The organism is Maribacter polysiphoniae (assembly GCF_003148665.1).
In the GTDB taxonomy this organism is placed as follows: domain Bacteria; phylum Bacteroidota; class Bacteroidia; order Flavobacteriales; family Flavobacteriaceae; genus Maribacter_A; species Maribacter_A polysiphoniae.
Genome location: NZ_QGGQ01000001.1, coordinates 325502 through 342905, shown reverse-complemented (window position 1 = coordinate 342905; position 17404 = coordinate 325502). Strand labels below are relative to the sequence as shown.

General features: G+C 41.0%; 11 protein-coding genes and 1 tRNA gene. 6 read left to right on the top strand and 6 right to left on the bottom strand.

The window, feature by feature from the left end:
* Window positions 1–16 precede the first annotated feature (16 nt).
* Both LX92_RS01395 and LX92_RS01390 read right to left on the bottom strand, forming a co-directional pair.
* Window positions 17–3637, bottom strand: a complete 3621-nt coding sequence (locus LX92_RS01395; RefSeq protein ID WP_109648483.1) for a glycoside hydrolase family 38 N-terminal domain-containing protein — start codon at window positions 3635–3637, stop codon at window positions 17–19.
* Window positions 3638–3761: 124 nt separating this feature from the next.
* Window positions 3762–4784 carry a LacI family DNA-binding transcriptional regulator gene (locus tag LX92_RS01390; protein WP_109648482.1) on the bottom strand — a complete coding sequence of 341 codons (1023 nt, stop codon included), beginning with the start codon at window positions 4782–4784 and terminating at the stop codon, window positions 3762–3764.
* An 803-nt stretch (window positions 4785–5587) separates the two neighbouring features.
* On the opposite strand from LX92_RS01390, the gene LX92_RS01385 reads away from it, so the two are divergent.
* The 3 genes from LX92_RS01385 (at window position 5588) to LX92_RS22685 (ending at window position 9210) form a co-directional block, all read left to right on the top strand.
* Window positions 5588–6097 carry an outer membrane beta-barrel protein gene (locus LX92_RS01385; protein ID WP_109648481.1) on the top strand — a complete coding sequence of 170 codons (510 nt, stop codon included), beginning with the start codon at window positions 5588–5590 and terminating at the stop codon, window positions 6095–6097.
* Between the two features lie 291 nt (window positions 6098–6388).
* On the top strand, window positions 6389–8056 hold the full coding sequence (locus LX92_RS01375; RefSeq protein ID WP_109648479.1) for a M20/M25/M40 family metallo-hydrolase: 1668 nt from the start codon (window positions 6389–6391) through the stop codon (window positions 8054–8056).
* A gap of 230 nt (window positions 8057–8286) precedes the next feature.
* Entirely contained in the window at window positions 8287–9210 is a 924-nt protein-coding gene (locus tag LX92_RS22685; protein WP_244915915.1) for an energy transducer TonB, read from the top strand.
* A gap of 106 nt (window positions 9211–9316) precedes the next feature.
* Here the strand turns inward: LX92_RS22685 and LX92_RS01365 are convergent.
* Window positions 9317–9390, bottom strand: a tRNA-Ile gene (locus LX92_RS01365).
* Window positions 9391–9636: 246 nt separating this feature from the next.
* On the opposite strand from LX92_RS01365, the gene rbfA reads away from it, so the two are divergent.
* Both rbfA and LX92_RS01355 read left to right on the top strand, forming a co-directional pair.
* Window positions 9637–10029, top strand: a complete 393-nt coding sequence (gene rbfA, locus LX92_RS01360; RefSeq protein WP_109649029.1) for a 30S ribosome-binding factor RbfA — start codon at window positions 9637–9639, stop codon at window positions 10027–10029.
* 9 nt (window positions 10030–10038) lie between these two features.
* Complete coding sequence (locus LX92_RS01355; RefSeq protein ID WP_109648478.1) at window positions 10039–11235, top strand: ABC transporter permease; 1197 nt, start codon at window positions 10039–10041, stop codon at window positions 11233–11235.
* Here LX92_RS01355 and dusB read toward each other — a convergent pair.
* Together dusB and LX92_RS01345 are read right to left on the bottom strand one after the other, a co-directional pair.
* The gene (dusB, locus tag LX92_RS01350; protein ID WP_109649028.1) at window positions 11232–12230 is read right to left on the bottom strand and encodes a tRNA dihydrouridine synthase DusB; all 999 of its coding nucleotides are present in this window, start codon (window positions 12228–12230) and stop codon (window positions 11232–11234) included. The genes LX92_RS01355 and dusB overlap by 4 nt on opposite strands.
* Before the next feature lie 243 nt (window positions 12231–12473).
* Complete coding sequence (locus LX92_RS01345; protein ID WP_109649027.1) at window positions 12474–13697, bottom strand: M20/M25/M40 family metallo-hydrolase; 1224 nt, start codon at window positions 13695–13697, stop codon at window positions 12474–12476.
* Window positions 13698–13735: 38 nt separating this feature from the next.
* Here LX92_RS01345 and LX92_RS01340 point away from each other — a divergent pair, with 38 nt between their 5' ends.
* Window positions 13736–14842 (top strand): TolB family protein, encoded by a 1107-nt coding sequence (locus LX92_RS01340; protein ID WP_109648477.1) that lies wholly within the window; start codon window positions 13736–13738, stop codon window positions 14840–14842.
* On the opposite strand, the gene LX92_RS01335 is transcribed toward LX92_RS01340, so the two are convergent.
* Window positions 14839–17253, bottom strand: a complete 2415-nt coding sequence (locus LX92_RS01335) for an outer membrane beta-barrel family protein (protein ID WP_170117774.1) — start codon at window positions 17251–17253, stop codon at window positions 14839–14841. The genes LX92_RS01340 and LX92_RS01335 overlap by 4 nt on opposite strands.
* Window positions 17254–17404: the final 151 nt, after the last annotated feature.

Here is a 17404-nt window from a genome sequence, read left to right as displayed (position 1 = left end):
AAGTTTTATTATCGTTTTATTTTTTGTTCGCGTCCAAGCTAAATGTTTCAATCGCATATTTACCAACCTTCAATACTGGAGCAACAGGTATTGGATTCTCCTCGATTATATTGGTATGCTTGTACGAAACAATATCAAAATAGGATGAAACATTAACCGTTTCATTATGGCCTTTTACGTTATACATGCGTGCAATGACCTCGTCGGTATCTTCTGCCTTCTTAATGGTCGATATGATCACATTATCCGAGTCGATAGTGTAAAAACTGGTTGTCGCAGGCAAGAATGCATCCTTTGATGTGTCGGGATAGACCACAACATGTATGGGTTCGTTTTTTTGTTTCGCGATTTTTTGGCCCATTATGCTTCCGGCTTCATTCGAGGTAAGCACATTGTTGAAATCGTGGTTGCCCGCCTGGGAGTATTCGTTGCCTTCCCAATGACAGGATGTTCTGCTGGCCAACAATAAATTCTGTAAAACAGCCTTGCCATTATCATGCGAAGTTGGATCGATCCAATCCGCGGCGGATACTGATGAACTCAACGTAATGGCAACCTCATCATCCGTGGCCGAGATCCAATCAATGATCGCTCTTGGATGCACATCCTTACAAAGCGGGGTATACCGCTCGCCCGCAGTTTTAATCTCATCCTTTCCGACACGGACACTTCCGAAAGGTACTTCATGGGCAATCTCAGGGTTCTCCATATTCACCGGGAATGCAGTCCTGAATTCCCTGTACAGTTCCCCAGACCAGTTGCGAAGGCTGGTATCAAAATAAATTCTCTTTAAATTATGGTATAAGGTAACATCCTGCCTTACAATGGCGTGTAGTATTTGCTGTTCCAATCTATATTTGGTGTACACCGGGCCATTCTCTAAAATTTCCCATTGGGGATTATGAAGGCTTACCTTGTCAAAATCGACCATACTAGGTTGTTGCACATCACCAAATTCACCGGCACCGTTCCCAACGGATTGCATGGTGAAAACATCGCCTATCTTAAAATGGTCATTCGAGAAAAGGTCTCTTTTAAATGCCTTATCATATACCTGGGCAATGCCACCATCTTCAAAGCTTACCTTGTAGAAAGGGTTTTCATATGTTGAGGTATTTCCAGGTTTTGCGGCTTTCATAACATTCCCGGATTTGTTGTCATAAACATAAAATGTGGCGTAACCGATCGAGGGAATGTCTTCTGCAATGAACGTTATATCGGCACTTTTTAGGCTTCCGTCATCATAATAGGCTTCATTACTTGTCTGTACATCAACCCTTTTCTTATTGGCCGTCATTACAGTAACATCCTTGAACGTACCTTTCTCAAATTCGATTTTTGTGCTAACGGGATCTGTTCGTTTCCATGAAAGACTATTGAACAACACGATAGGAATTCCGAGTTTCTCGTTCTTCTTGATTCTCCGAGCTATAAAATCGACCCCTTGGTTTAGTAAATTTTGTCCCATGGTACGTGACTTCACCAAATTTTCCTTGAACAGATTATCGGTGATGTCCCCATCGTGGCCACCCCAACCGTGGTCGGGATAAATTTTTGCCCGCCACGCCTCATCAAACTCCTTAAAGGGATATTGCATTTTTTTAGGATCGATACTATTGGCGATGGACAGGAATTTCTCGGCAGCCGGCAACAATTTCGATGCTTCCCTACTGGCAGTCAGGGCATCGTGATGACCGGGGCCATGGATATACACCCAGACATTAGGACGCTCTCCCATAATCGTATCAACATTTATCGCATTTTTCTCCGCCAAAGGCATAAACTCATCTACGGTCTGCAATTCCATTTTGGGCAGGTACAATTTTTTGGTGGTCCCATCTTCATCCTTAAGGGAATCAAAAGCGTTCCAAGTATCGATATATTCTGAATAATCTATAGCGGGAAGCATATCTTGGCTAGACAATAAAGGGGTCTGGATCTCTCCGCCCTTAAAAGTTTCTTCCCAATACAATGTCTGGTCCGCACCATATTTCAGTTTATTGTTCATATCCCTTAAGAGATAGAGCAGATCGTTACCGTAATGCCCCGGGGAATACGTAAATACAGAACTTCCATCCGGACTCGCCCAATGGAACATGCCTTTGGCATGCCGACTGATTACCATATAATCCACTCCAGCTTTTTTGAGTATTTGGGGCGTTTGTAACGATTTGCCCGGCACATCCACATTCCAATATACCTTGGAATCGTAACCGCCAAAATTCTTTTTCACCCACTTCTTACCCAGATACAATTGGCGTACCTGGTCTTCGGCATCGTACATATCTTCGTAAGGACAGTTATATGTGGCACCTACCGATATCAAATTTCTTTTCAACAAGGTCGTCAACTGTTCCCTTGATTCGGGATGCCTTTCCAGATATTCCCGTAACATTAGTCCATCCTCTATATCAAATCCGTAATCATCCCTTATAAATGCATCTTTTAAAACAGGGGCCAATAAAAGGGTATCCCTTAAAATTATGCACACCTCCGGGCGATCGACCCATGCAATATCCTGATGGCTTGAATTCATAATGGACACCAATCCATTTTCATATTTCTTCTCAAAAAAGTCATCAAAGGTTTCATTGAATTCGGGCTTGTACAACTTGGTCAAAGAAGCGAACCAACCATTATTATAATTGGTACTATGGTGATAGAGGTATTTTCCTTCTATATCGGTTTTAGAAAGAACACCATCACCTTTGACAAAATCGAGTGCTATCTCTTTGCCATCATAAACAATGGAGAACGTATTTTTTGGTGGAGCGATATTGAAAGACACTTTGGACATTTCCCCTTGTGCCTTGAACTTCTTAACCATACTTTTCTTTCCGTCACTGATCAAATACACCTGTTTGCCATTAAAATGGGTTGGTGCATCAACATAGAGCATTTCATTTCTTTGTTTCACCATAAAAGCGGCTTCATCGGATACGGACATTTTAATACGTTCAACCGCATCGTCTGCCTTAAACACCATAAGCCAACAGTTTGAATTCTTTTTATGACCGTTGAATTTAATTTTTGCGCTCTTGCCTTTTTCCAATAATGAGGTAGGAACGGTTAAACGAAAAGCACCAATGCCATCCCCATTGCCATCCCTTCGGACCAAGACATATTGTGCATTTCCCTTACCGGGATTATCCGTCACCGTAAGCGTACCATCCTCATTGGAATTGAAAGTCAATAGGTGTTTGTCGTTTACATGAATATCGAAAGACTCCCTTAAATTTAAATCGATATCACTCAACATGAAAAAGGTAACCGTATCGGAACTATAGTTTGCAGGCACCACTCCCGTGAGGAATTCAAATCCCATTTCACCTGTCGTCGCCCTTGCGATCATCGAAACATTGACATCTTCACGTAACGAGGGATACAGAAAGAACTCCGAACCGGAAAGCATTTGCGTATAGCCTTCAATATCATTCTTGGCAAGATCGTATAAACGATAATTCGTATTCAACTCTTGAATATGGCCATTTCCACTACCATTGCCTTGATGGAAAGGCATAGGTATTGTAGTGGTCCTTTCCTCCAAAAATGAATGCGCATCCACAATATTCAAAACAAGGAAAAAACAACTACCAAATAGTATTCTAGCCGCTAGTTTAATTTGATGTTTCATCATTCTATTTTTTATTCTTTTTATTATCCTTTATGATTGCCAACCAAAGACAACATCCCCAACTTCATTTAGTTATAAAACTAAATCGGTTTAGTTGATTGTTGTAATGTTATTTCCGAGCCATGGGTTAAAACGTTCCACATGATTTTCTGATTTCAAGTTTGGAATCCAGTATTCTTTTATTGTCCATTGTGCTGTCTTTACCCTCAATTTCATTGATCAATATATCCACGGCGGTGTTGGCTATGTCCTTTACAGGCTGAATAACAGCGGTAATGGGTGGATCCACCAGATCAAAAGCAGTCAATTCATCAAAACTTACGATGGCTACTTCCTGAGGTACTTTAACATTTTTCCTTTTCAATTCCCTTAAACCCACAGAGGTTAGGTAGTGTGTTGAAAACACGATGGAGTCAACGGAGTTAGGGAATTTCAATAATTCCCGAATAGCCGATTCGATCTCGTTTTCATAATTGCCAGGGCTTAGCTCTTTTACAAGTTCCTCCTTGTATTCAATATTAAAATCCCTTAGGGCACTTTGGTACCCCAATAACCTTTGTTTTATGGCTTCCAATCCAGGTTTTAAGGTAATAAACCCGATTTTACGCCTTCCCAATTGCAATAAATGCTCTGTAGCCGTTTTTAATCCGTTAAAATTATCCACAACCACATAATTGGTGTCGCTTTCAGGATAATGCCTATCGATCAACACAAAAGGAAACTTATCATGTTTTAACGACTGGATCTCTTTTAGGTTTTGCTGCGTGGATGCTATGATCAACCCTTCCACTTGACGGTTGAGCATTGACCGGATGAGTTCCCCCTCCTTTTTGGGGTCCTCATTGGAGCTACTAAAAAGCACCGTATACCCCAGATTTTTTGCCTTGAGTTCCACATAACCCGCAATCTTGGAATAAAAGGTATCCGATATATTGGGAATGATCAATCCTATGGTTTCACTTTTGCCCCTACTTAATCCCCGGGCAAGTTGATTGGGTACATAATTATGTTTTTTGGCGTATTCAATGATCCGTTGTTGGGTTTCCTGACTGATTTTGTTTTCATCACCCTTATTGTTCAAAACCAACGACACGGCCGTTTTTGAAACGTTCAGTTTTTCTGCAATATCCTTTAAGAAAACTTTCTTCATGATCAATAAAAACTAAAGCGGTTTAGCTAATTTCGATACTACCAACCATTTTTGTTTAAATGGTAACAATTCCATTAAATGAAACCTAACATAGTATCTCCTTAACGAAACCTAAATCGGTTTAGGATATTCAATATTACATTATTTTTTTATTAAATAAAATAATTTGGTTTGTTTTTTTGTGAAATTACCAGTTGAGGCCTGTTCAATACATCAAAATGATAATGGACACCCTTTGGTCCTTTCCCAATCCAAAGGGCGAACCTTTTAGACCTATGTTTAAGGATTAATCATGGGGGCTTTTAATCCAATAAAATTAGTGTAATTGAATTAATCCATTCGATAAGCAAGACCATGTTAATGCCCAAATATAGGATGACTTCAAGAAAGTCCATCGGCTCATTATTGATTAGGTCTATTTTTGATAAGCCCAGTAAGGATAAAAACAATAACACTAAGGGCAAAAATTATGGATGAAGTCGCGATGAAGGATATAAGTGGATTCATAATTTTCTGTTTTTTAATTAAAAGGCAGTTCTAATAATAGGGCGTGATTTTTATTTTGATGTTAAACTAGTAACTGATCATGGGTTTGGGGTATACAATTGTGTGAAGTGCTGTCCTGATTGTATAAAATGTAAGAAAATCAATATTTTTCTAGATATAACGGTTCGTCAAATAATGATGTATTTTGGGAAAGCAAAGTTCAAAGCAAAGGATATTTAATTATCTTGCGCGTTTTTTATTCATTCAGAATTATAAAATCAATTTTAATCAACTAATTATTAATCAAAACTTTAAACATGAAAAAAATCACTTTATTTTTAGCCCTGTGTGCTTTTGGATTTACTTTTGCCCAAGCTCCATTGGAAGAGGGGAATTTACAAGTAAATGCAGGCTTCGGTTTTTCAGGATGGGGGACACCTATTTACGCAGGATTGGAATTCGGGGTAGCTCCAAATATATCTGTTGGAGGGGAATTATCCTATCAATCCTATAATCACAATAGCGGTTTTGGCAGTGATTACAAGAGTTCTATTATAGGAATTCAAGCCAATGGCAATTATCATTTCAATGAGGTTTTTAATATTCCCAGTGAATGGGATTTTTATGCGGGTGCCAATTTGAATTATTTTAGTTGGAGTACCAAGCTTGATGGAGAGACTTTTGATTATGGTGGTGCTGATAATTTCGGAATAGGATTACAAGTAGGTGGTCGATATTTCTTTAATGATAAATTTGGGGTAAATCTTCAAATTGGCGGAGGAAATGTAGTAAGTGGAGGCAGAATTGGAATCACTTATAAGTTATAAGCACGCTTTTCATAACAACAGGGGTGGTTTACAAATATGTGAACCACCCCTGTTCTTTTATAATGCCATAAAGCAGATGTTGCCCTTTTGGGAAAACAAAGCCTATTACATACCCTAAAAAAGGAAAAGACTGTTCACGATATATCCATAACACCCTGTTTTCTTCGGGCTTCCTATTTTCAATAATTGATAAAGCCACCGTAAAGTTACCGTCCTTCAATTCCCTACCGTAAAGCATTATATTTCAGTATTAAAAATGTACTTTTATAAGATTCATTCAAAATAAAAATAATGCTATTTACTTCCAGTAGATTCCCGATTTTCATTGCATTTTTAATTCTTTTCTCTAGTTGTAAAAATGAAAATAATGCTTTAGAAGCTGAGAACACCATTAATTCAACCGATTTCGAAAAACATTTAATAACCCTTTCTTCCGATGAATTCCAAGGCCGGAAGCCTTTTACGATAGGGGAAGAAAAATCAGTGAATTATATTGCCAATGAATTCAAAAAAATGGGGATTAAAGGGGCCTATGGAGATAGTTATTTCCAGAATGTTCCTTTGGTAGAACTGAATTTCACCCCAGATGATAAAATCTCCATAACCACAAAAGACGGGGAAGTGGTTTTAGAAAAAACTACGGATTATATTGCTAAAACACCTTACCTTGATGATACTGTAGCCATCAAAAATGCTGAAATCATCTTTGCAGGGTACGGAATTGTTGCGCCCGAATATAATTGGAATGATTATGAAGGTATTGATGTAAAGGATAAAATTGTCTTGGTACTTGTAAACGATCCTGGTTTTGCTACTCAAAACCCAGAATTGTTTAAAGGGAATTCAATGACCTATTACGGTCGTTGGGCATACAAATATGAAGAAGCGGCAAGGCAGGGTGCAAAAGGGATTATGGTGATCCACGCTACAAAACCTGCAGGTTACGGTTGGCAAGTTTTAACGAATACTTCCAACTCTGGAATTTCACTCCAGGCAAAAGACCATAACCATTCCAAATGTGCATTGGAAGGTTGGATTACGGATAAAGCCTGTAAAAATTTATTCGAAAAAGCCGGCTTGAACTTTGATGAATTGGCAGAACAGGCCATTTCAAATAAGTTTAAAGCAGTTAGTTTAAATTGTGATTTAAACCTCACCATAAAAACGGAATTGAAATTTCAAAACAGTAAAAATGTTGTTGGAATTATAGAAGGTACCGAAAAAGCCGACGAATGTATTGTTTACAGTGCACATTGGGATCATTTTGGAATTGGTCCAAAACATAACGGAGACTCCATTTACAATGGAGCTATGGACAATGGAACGGCGTTGGCCGCAATGCTTGAAACGGCCAAGGCTTTTGCCAACTTAAAAGAGAAACCTAAAAGATCGGTTGTTTTTCTATCTGTTACAGCCGAAGAAACCGGTATGACAGGATCTGCCTATTACGCTGAGAATGGTCTTTTCCCCCCGGAAAAAACTATTGCCAATTTAAATTACGAATTGCTTTTGCCCATGGGTAAGATGAAGGATGTTACCATTACCGGTTTGGGGCAATCTGAATTGGATGATTATGTTGCTGAATCCGCTAAAGAACAAGATAGGTATATCGTTGAAGAAGCGTTTCCTGAAAATGGAATGTATTACCGATCCGATCATTTCAGTTTTGCCAAAGTCGGTATTCCTTCGTTATTTATAAAAGGTTGGCAAGACAGTAGGGAACATGGTAAGGATTGGGCCAAGCAACAAGTTAAAAACTATTGGGCAACAGCATACCATAAACCAGCCGATGAGTACAATCCAGAAACATCAGATTTAGAAGGTTGCATTGAAGATGCCAAGTTGTTTTTTAAAATTGGTTATAAACTGGCCAATGAAGATAGCTACCCTACTTGGAATGAAAAATCTGAATTTAAAGCGATTAGGGATAAATCACTTTTAAATCTTAAGAAGAACTGAGGTAAAAAGCAAACAAATTCTACCTTAATCTGAGACATTTATATTCCAGGCCCTTAAATTCAAAAACGAGATTATTTGAGCTATTTTCTCCATCTCCTCACCCACTCTTTTCTAAACAACCATTCCATAGCACTCCTGCGTAATCTTTACTTCTGCATAGGTCTTATCTTTTTAGGTACTATGGGTATAAATGCTATATTTATTCTCGAATAAAACGCATTAGCAATAATTTGATGAAAGGAAATATGAGAAAGATTCCGATTATTTTAATTTCCATGTTGTTTATTACACTAACAGCTGCCGGACAGAATTTATTCTTCATTGACGAAAATAGTTACCCCTGTACTGAATCTTTTGCACTACAATCTAATTTAGATGACGGTGAAGACTTGAATGTACTATTTGCCAAGGATGGAGCAACGGCCATTATTGCCGTAACTACAAAATCTTCACTGCAAGGAACATTAATTAGTGGAAAACTAATAATTTATCTTGATGATGGAACTGTTATCTCTTGCATGGACAGGGGAGAATCCTACTATGTAGATGACACTGCCAAAGCAGTGTACTCTTTGACAAATGAACAAGTGAATAAAATGAAAAACAGCAATATAAATACTGTTAGATATACACTTAAAAAATACGATTTTCAAGAAGTGAATCGGTCAGCTTCAAATAAAGCCATCTCGACTAAGGATCTAATCGCTAAATTTTTCAATAATCTTGATAGTGTCAATGAAGTTGCCGTTAAAAAGGAGCAGAAGCCCAAGAAGACAAAATTAGATGCCCTGATGGGAGGACTTAACAATGAACAAGGTCAGTCAAATGGGGATTCGTATGCAACAAGTTATTATGGTAGCCCCGGATCTGGTAATGGAACCGGTGGGTATGGGTTAAGTGGACGATCCTTGGTAAGTAAAGGTAAAGTGCAGCAAGAATGTAATCAAGAGGGAAGGGTCGTCGTGAAAATCGTGGTAGATCGAACAGGTAAAGTGATCAGTGCGACCCCTGGTGTAAAAGGCACAACAAATAATAATCCTTGTTTGTTGGAACCTGCAAAGAAAACTGCTTTTAAACACAAATGGAATTTGGATTCCAATGCACCCAGCCAACAAATTGGTTTTGTGGTGGTTAATTACACGTTAGGAGAGTGACAAGTTGACTTTTTGTTATAAATGCACTAAATGCAACTAGTGCAGTCTTTATAGGGCTTAAACAAAAAAATCCAACCTAAATGAATAGATTGGATTCCTTAAAAAGTGGTCCCACTTGGGCTCGAACCAAGGACCCTCTGATTATGAGTCAGATGCTCTAACCAGCTGAGCTATGGGACCAAAATATTATTTTACCTTACTATTATTCCTTCTGTCCCTGCTCTAATGCTGACGAAGCTCTGCTTATCAGCATCCTGACCGTGGCTACGCGTCAGGACCAGCTGAGCTATGGGACTCGCAATTTGCGGATGCAATATTAGTGTTTATTTTTAAACGCTGCAAGCATAAATAACCTCAAAAATGCCCATTTTCGTCGAAATATACGCTGAAAACAAATTTACACGTATTTCTGCGTATTTTTGCCCCATGGAAACACAACGACAGAAAAAGATAAGCGGGGTCATCCAAAAGGATATCGTTGATATTTTACAACGCGCCGCCATTGATGGGGGGTTGACCGGTATCTTGATCTCGGTGAGCAAGGTCAACGTAACCACTGACCTCTCCATTGCCAAGGTATACCTCAGTATTTTCCCCAATAAAGATGCCAAGGAATTGATCAAGGGCATACAATCGAACCAACCCCTGATCAAGCATGAACTGGCCCAGCGTACCAAACACCAACTACGACGGGTGCCCGAGCTTTTGTTCTATTTAGACGATTCCCTGGATTATATCGAGAACATTGAAAAGTCATTGAAAAGGGAAGAAAACCCCATTGAAAACAGGGAGCTTCTTGAAAAACGTAAAAAAAAGTAGGCCTCTATCTTGAATTTTCCGTTCTACATAGCGCAACGATATCTACGTTCCAAAAGCAGCCAAAACGCTGTGAACATCATTAATTTTGTCACTTTTATCGTCATTGTTATTGGATCGGCCTCCTTGTTTATCGTCCTATCCGGTTTTGCGGGCCTAAAGACCTTTAGCCTGTCCTATACCAATATCTTCGACCCTGACCTCAAGGCAACCCCGACCACGGGAAAATTCTTTAGCGTCAACCCCGAACAGGAACAGGCGCTGGCCCAGATTACCGATATTGCTTCCTTTTCCAAGGAATTGGAAGAACAGGTTTCCTTTACCCATAAGGGCAAAAACCATTTTGCCTACATCAAGGGTGTTGATCAAGGGTATACCACGACAACCGAAATTGATAGTGCCCTTATTTTCGGGAACTGGTTTTATGCACCCCAACAGGGAGTGGCAGGCATCGGTTTGACCAATAAATTGGGACTGACCATAAACCAAACACGAAACCCACTCGTGGTCATTGCCCCCAAACCGGGCAAAGGTTCCCTTTCGCAAACCAAACCCTATAACGAATTACCACTCGTCATCAGTGGCGTTTATTCGGTGGAAGAGGACTTGGACCATAAATATGTATTTACCGACCTGGCCCTTGTACAGGCGCTTTTGGAAAAAGACACTACCATGGTTTCCGGTATCAATTTCAAATTGCTCCCCGATGCCGATACGCCCGAACTAAGAAACAAAATTGCCGCCATTTTCAAGAATACCATCACCTTAAAGAACCGGGAAGAACTGAACAGCTCGCTCTACCGTATGTTGAATACCGAAAACCTGGCGACCTATCTGATCTTTACCTTGGTGTTGATCATTGCCCTTTTTAATGTGGTCGGGGCCATCATCATGATGATCTTGGATAAGCAGCAGAACTCAAAAACCCTTTTTAGCCTGGGCTCTACGATCAAAGATCTTCGAAGGATCTATTTTGTGCAAGGGGTCATCGTCACTACGGCTGGCGGAGTCATAGGGGTTTTGTTGGCTTCAATTTTGATTTGGTCACAATTGGCATTTGGTTGGCTAAAGATCACCCCATCCCTATCCTACCCTGTTGAATATCGCTTGGTGAACATCTTGATCGTATTGGCCACCATTATTGTCCTGGGCATTATCGCTTCAAAAATCGCGAGTAGTAGAATCACCAAAAAATTGATTTCGATCTAGGAACCCTTAAAGTCATAATCCCCGAACTTTTCCAAAACCTCATCCAAGGTCGAAAATACATCAACAGCATCATCGCTGGTCACCATTTTCATGCGATATTCCTTAAAATTGGGAATGCCCTTAAAATAGTTGGTGTAATGGCGACGGGTTTCAAAAACACCTAGTTTTTCCCCTTTCCAATCAATGGACATCTGTAAATGCCTACGAGCTGCCTCCACGCGTTCTTGCATGGTGGGAGGTGCCAAATGTTCCCCGGTCTTAAAAAAATGTTTCACTTCCTTGAAGAACCAAGGGTAGCCAATACTCGCCCTTCCGATCATGGCACCATCAAGTCCAAAATCATCACGCATTTTCATGGCCGCCTCAGGAGTGTCTACATCCCCATTGCCAAAGACAGGAATGTGCATGCGCTGGTTGTTCTTTACTTCGGCAATCGGTGTCCAATCGGCAACCCCCTTGTACATTTGAACCCGGGTTCGCCCATGGATGGAAATGGCCTTACACCCTACGTCTTGAAGCCGTTCAGCGACCTCAACGATCTTTATGGAGTCTTGGTCCCACCCCAAACGGGTTTTTACGGTTATAGGCAAATGGGTGCGCTCGACCATGGCCTTGGTCAAAGATACCATAAGGTCGATATCCTTTAAAATTCCTGCACCGGCACCTTTACTGACAACTTTTTTGACCGGACACCCAAAATTGATGTCGATGATATCGGGTTTCGACTTTTCAACAATCTCCACCGATTGTAACATGGAATCGAGATTGGCACCGAAAATCTGGATGCCCACAGGGCGTTCCTTTTCGTAGATATCGAGTTTCATGACGCTTTTTGCGGCATCCCGAATCAATCCTTCAGAAGAGATGAACTCTGTGTAAACCACATCAGCCCCCTGTTCCTTGCACAAGGCACGAAAGGGTGGGTCGCTCACATCCTCCATGGGGGCAAGCAATAGTGGAAAGTCGGGTAATTGAATGTCTCCGATTTTTGGCATCATATTATTTTGGAATGCAAAACTACGCGAAAAGCGCCCCGAAGCCAAAAAATTAAACATGTCGGCCGTTCCTTTGCGGAAATACCCCGTTCACTAATGTATGCTTTGCAGGATTCCATAGGGTTAAAACAATCCTGAATGTACCCGCGAAAGTCGAATACACGATTATTTCCCAAAAGTTTTAAACGCCAAGGGATTTCGGCATCGCTATTGCCCGTATTATCGTTTACAAGACCAAACGAATCAAAAAGTGATGTCTACGGCAATTTTTTCTCCATTTCGATTGATGATCACCTTTGTGGTATTCCCTTTCTCAAAAGCGGATAAGGCCCGCATATAGCTCATCATATCCACCACGGTACTATCACCCATTTGAACCACCACATCGCCCTTCTGCAATCCTGCCTTCTGGGCCGGACGGTCCTCGCTGATGCCATCGATACGCATCCCCTTACCATCAAAAAGATAGTCGGGAACTACACCCAAGGTTACTTTAAATCGGGGAACCTCCTCACTCTCGTTCTTGGTCTTTTTAAATACCAATTTAGGATGATCATCCAGTTCCCGGATGACTTCCGTAATATAGCCGGTAATCATTTGCATGCCCTCGTAATTGAGCTTGTCGGCATCATCAGTCGGTTTGTGGTAGTCTTCATGCTGCCCCGTAAAGAAATGCAATACAGGGATATCCTGTAAGTAAAAGGACGTATGGTCCGAGGGTCCGACCCCGGATTCCTTAAGGACCAATTTAAAACCTGGGTTGGTCGCGTTAAGAACTTGCTTCCAAATGGGGGAAGTTCCCGTTCCACTAACGGAAAGGGTCTTGTCTTCCCGTAGCCTTCCGACCATATCCATATTGACCATATAGGTGACATCGTCCAAATTGATGGTAGGGTTCTTGGCAAAATAATTACTTCCCAAGAGGCCAATTTCCTCCCCGGAAAAGGCCATAAAGAGATAATTGTTGTTCTTAAAGTCTTTTTGTTGTAGGCTATCGGCAAGTTGAAGCATTACCGCCACCCCACTGGCATTATCGTCCGCCCCATTGTGTATGGCCGTACCCTCCCGATAAAGTGAACCTTCCCCTCCCATGCCCAAATGGTCGTAATGGGCACCGATGATTACCGTATGTTCTGCCTTATTGTCGAGAAAACCTATCACATTGGTACCGGTTACAGCGTCGTCACCATGGACATAGGTAGCCTCTTGGTGGGGGTCTTTCTTGGGTGTAAAGGAAAAGGCCTGATAAAAAGTGGCCGAATCCCCCGCAGGTTTCAAGTGCAGCCCTTGCATTCTTTCTTTAATGTACGATGCAGCCTGTAGCTCCTGGTCGGTTCCCGTAGCCCTTCCTTTTAGGCTATCACTCGCCAAGAAATAAACATCGTCTTGGAGCCGATATGCAATCGACTTTTCTTGCTTACAGGAAACGATCAAAACTAAAATCAGCGGTATTACTATCTTTTTTATCATTTTTGTACCAAGTTTTTACCAAAAATAAACATCCTATGAGATTATTACTGTGTTTCGCCCTTGTAATCCTATTCACGAACTGTAAGACCGAGTCGAAGAAGGCACTGGTGGAAAAAGAACAACCTACATCGTTAATGGCCGGTTCAGATACCTTGATCTACGATGGGGAAAAACACTTTAAATCGATTCGTCAAATTACGTTTGGGGGCGACAATGCGGAAGCTTACTGGAGTTTTGATGACCATCAGCTGATCTTTCAGTCTAACAATCCCGATTGGGGACTCCAATGCGACCAAATGTTCCTCATGGATGTCAATGAAAACTTTAAGAACAGGAAACCCCCTAAGGTCAGTACGGGTTTGGGACGAACCACCTGTGCCTATTTTCTTCCCGACAACAAACATTTTGTATACGGTTCTACCCATTTGGCCGATGCTGCATGTCCTGAAGTACCCTTACGTAAAAATGGTAAATACGTATGGCCCGTCTATGATTCCTTCGATATTTTTGTGGCTGATCTGGAAGGAAATATCACGGGGCAATTAACCGATGAACCGGGGTATGATGCAGAAGCTACGGTATCGCCCAAAGGAGACAAGATTGTTTTCACCTCTACCCGAAGTGGGGATCTGGAACTCTATACCATGAACCTGGACGGAAGCGATGTAAAACAGATTACCAATGAGTTGGGCTATGATGGTGGGGCCTTTTTCTCCCCTGATGGCACCCAATTGATTTTTAGGGCCTCGCGACCCAAAACACCGGAAGCCATTAAGGAATATAAAGACCTCTTGGCGCAAGGACTGGTACAGCCTACCGAAATGGAACTGTTTATCTGCAATGCCGATGGTAGCGACCTAAAACAACTGACCTTTTTGGGCAATGCCAATTGGAGTCCGTTTTTTCATCCCTCTGGGAAAAAAATCCTTTTTTCGAGCAATTTTGAGGCTGAGAAAGGGTTTCCTTTTAATTTATACCTCATTGATATTGATGGCAAAAACCTGGAACGTGTAACCCATGGGCAGACGTTCGATGCATTCCCTGTGTTCTCGAACGACGGTAAGTATTTGGCATTTTCGAGCAATCGAAACAATGGGGGTGGTAGGGATACCAATCTGTTTATCGCCGAGTGGCAAGATTAAATACGACCTCGTTCATCGACCTTTTTCGATTTTTTATTACTGCGTATTTTGGTGTTCCCAAAACGATATCTAAAACCGAGCACCAACAACCTGCTTTCCGGACGATAATACGAGGTGTTGTTCTGGTTCAGGTATTTTCTGGTGTTGAAAAGGCTGGCCTCATTAAAAACATCATCGATACCCAAGGAAATACTGGCATTGTTGTCCCAAATGGTTTTGCGTAGGGCTATACCCATATTAAAATAATCCTCCTGCCGTGAGTTACCGAGGATCACGGGGGAAGAATAAAGGATACTGACATCGGCCTTAAGGCTTTTATCGGTCAGGAAAGTGAATCCGCTATTGGATCGTATGTAGGTATTCCACAACCCTTCCTTGACCTTTTGTCCCGAATCCAGATCAGTAAAATTACTTTCCATGTATGAGGTCGATGCCATAAAATAGAAACTCCAATTATTGGTGAGGTTCTTATTTACCGTCACATTGAAACCATAGGCGATATCCCTATCCACATTGGAGCTTATAAAACGCAAAAACTTATTGTCATTGTCCTGAAATACCAGTAATTGGTAATTGTTTACCCGATTTTTATAGAACAACTCAAAGGTATAGGCCCGCTTATACGTATACCCGCCTTCCATATAGTGTCGTGATGAGGGCAAAAGTTCCGGGTTACCCTCGATCACCGAATTATAACTTTGAAAAATCTGAAACGGGTTTAAGCTGTTATAACGAGGTCGCGTAATCCTTCGATAGTAATGATAATGGAAATCATGCTCATTATTGGGTGTATATTGAAGTGATAACGAAGGGAAAAGTTTTAAATAGGTGTCCTTGTTAAATGAATTGAGAACATCCAAATTCGCCTTGGTCTTGGTGAATTCGCCCCGTAAACCGGCCTTAAAATTCCATTTTCCCCATTTATTATCCATACTCGCATAGCCTGCAAAAATACTCTCATCATAGTCGAATGATGCGGATTCGGTAGGGTTGATACCTGGTTGGTCACGATCGAATCCCGATTGGTCTATCTCATTACCGGAGTGGATTCCCGCAAACCGAAGCCCTGTTTCGAAATTTGAAAACGTACCCATCGGGGTAACAAAATCGGCCTGTAAACTAAAAAGGTTGATATCCTGGGTCGCATTCGTAAAGAAATCGTTGCTGTCTGTCAGCGCTTGATTTCGATCAAAAAAGGTAGTGTTCAAATCCTGGCCCCGTTCATAGTCGTAATAGGTATAATGCGTATTCAACGACAGTTCGGCCCCCTTTTTTCCGAATTTATGTACAAAATCAAGGTAAAATGAAGTATTTATTTGATCTTCCCCTGAATCGTTTATCGTTATAAAACTTGAAAGATCGCCACCATTGGCATCGGTAATATCGGTTTCGGTGGAATAGACCCGATCTATCCTTGGACTCCACTGGTTTAAGGTAGAAAAGGTCAGCGTATTTTTATCATTGAACATATAATCGAAAAAGGCATTGAAATTATGGCGTTCCCGGTGTCGAATGTAGTCTTCATTGGCTTTCCAGGTAGAGGCTACCTCCCCATCTTCGATATAATTGGTGATATCGGTATATTTTGTAAACCATTTTTCCTTGTTAAAACTGTAGTTTAAGGACAATCCCGCCTTATTCCCCTTAAAATAATGGTCGGTACCTACGGTATGTTTCGGAAAGACCCCTTGCGTATATCGGTTGAATATGGCCCCATTATAGCCTGCAACAAGGTTCTTATTCATTTTGATGTTTATCAACATGCCATCCTCGGCACTATATTTTGAAGGTGGATTGGTAATCACCTCAATAGATTCAACATTGCTTGCCGATGTTCCTGAAAGAAGATTGATCACATCCGATTTAGGAAGGTTAACCTTTCGACCGTTGATCATGATCCCAATATCCTTATTCCCATTGACCGAAAGCTGGTTATTAATGACCACGACGCCTGGGGCACGTTTTAAGGCCTCCCAAATATCGCTGTCGGAAAGGGCCGTATTACCGATATTGAACACCAAACGGTCGACCTTGCGTTCAATCCTTGGTTTTTGGGTAGATACAACCACCTCATCCAACATTTGGGCGTAATTACTGATCGACAATGTACCAACGTTCATATCGGAGGTAATATCCACAGCCACATAATCAGATTCATTCTCGAGGTAACTGGCTTTAAGAAGGTAATTGCCAGGTGGTATTCTGGTAATCTTGAAAAGCCCGATTTCATCCGAGGAGGACCCATTGATCAAAACAGTATCCGTAGGGCTTAACAACAATACATTGGCCAGCCAAACAGGCTCCCCTTCGTTACTGATCACTTTCCCTTGTATCGAAAACTCCTGGGCTTGTATTATAAAACCTGTAGTTAATAAACAAAGGTAGGTAAGGAAAAGTTCTTTATATTTCACGTAACGATGTAATTGGCCCGTGAATTTAACAATTATTAACTGAATAATCCTACAAATATATGTACGATTCATCGAGTTTATCATAAAAAACACTGCTATAAATAAATACCTCAAATCAACCACGGTTTATTTTACATTATATTTGCACTTT

What these genes read in the sequence shown, in the direction of transcription:
- LX92_RS01395 (WP_109648483.1), bottom strand. Translation starts at nt 3,637, where the DNA reads ATGATGAAACATCAAATTAAACTAGCGGCTAGAATACTATTTGGTAGT.
- LX92_RS01390 (WP_109648482.1), bottom strand. Translation starts at nt 4,784, where the DNA reads ATGAAGAAAGTTTTCTTAAAGGATATTGCAGAAAAACTGAACGTTTCA.
- LX92_RS01385 (WP_109648481.1), top strand. Translation starts at nt 5,588, where the DNA reads ATGAAAAAAATCACTTTATTTTTAGCCCTGTGTGCTTTTGGATTTACT.
- LX92_RS01375 (WP_109648479.1), top strand. Translation starts at nt 6,389, where the DNA reads ATGCTATTTACTTCCAGTAGATTCCCGATTTTCATTGCATTTTTAATT.
- rbfA (WP_109649029.1), top strand. Translation starts at nt 9,637, where the DNA reads ATGGAAACACAACGACAGAAAAAGATAAGCGGGGTCATCCAAAAGGAT.
- dusB (WP_109649028.1), bottom strand. Translation starts at nt 12,230, where the DNA reads ATGCCAAAAATCGGAGACATTCAATTACCCGACTTTCCACTATTGCTT.
- LX92_RS01340 (WP_109648477.1), top strand. Translation starts at nt 13,736, where the DNA reads ATGAGATTATTACTGTGTTTCGCCCTTGTAATCCTATTCACGAACTGT.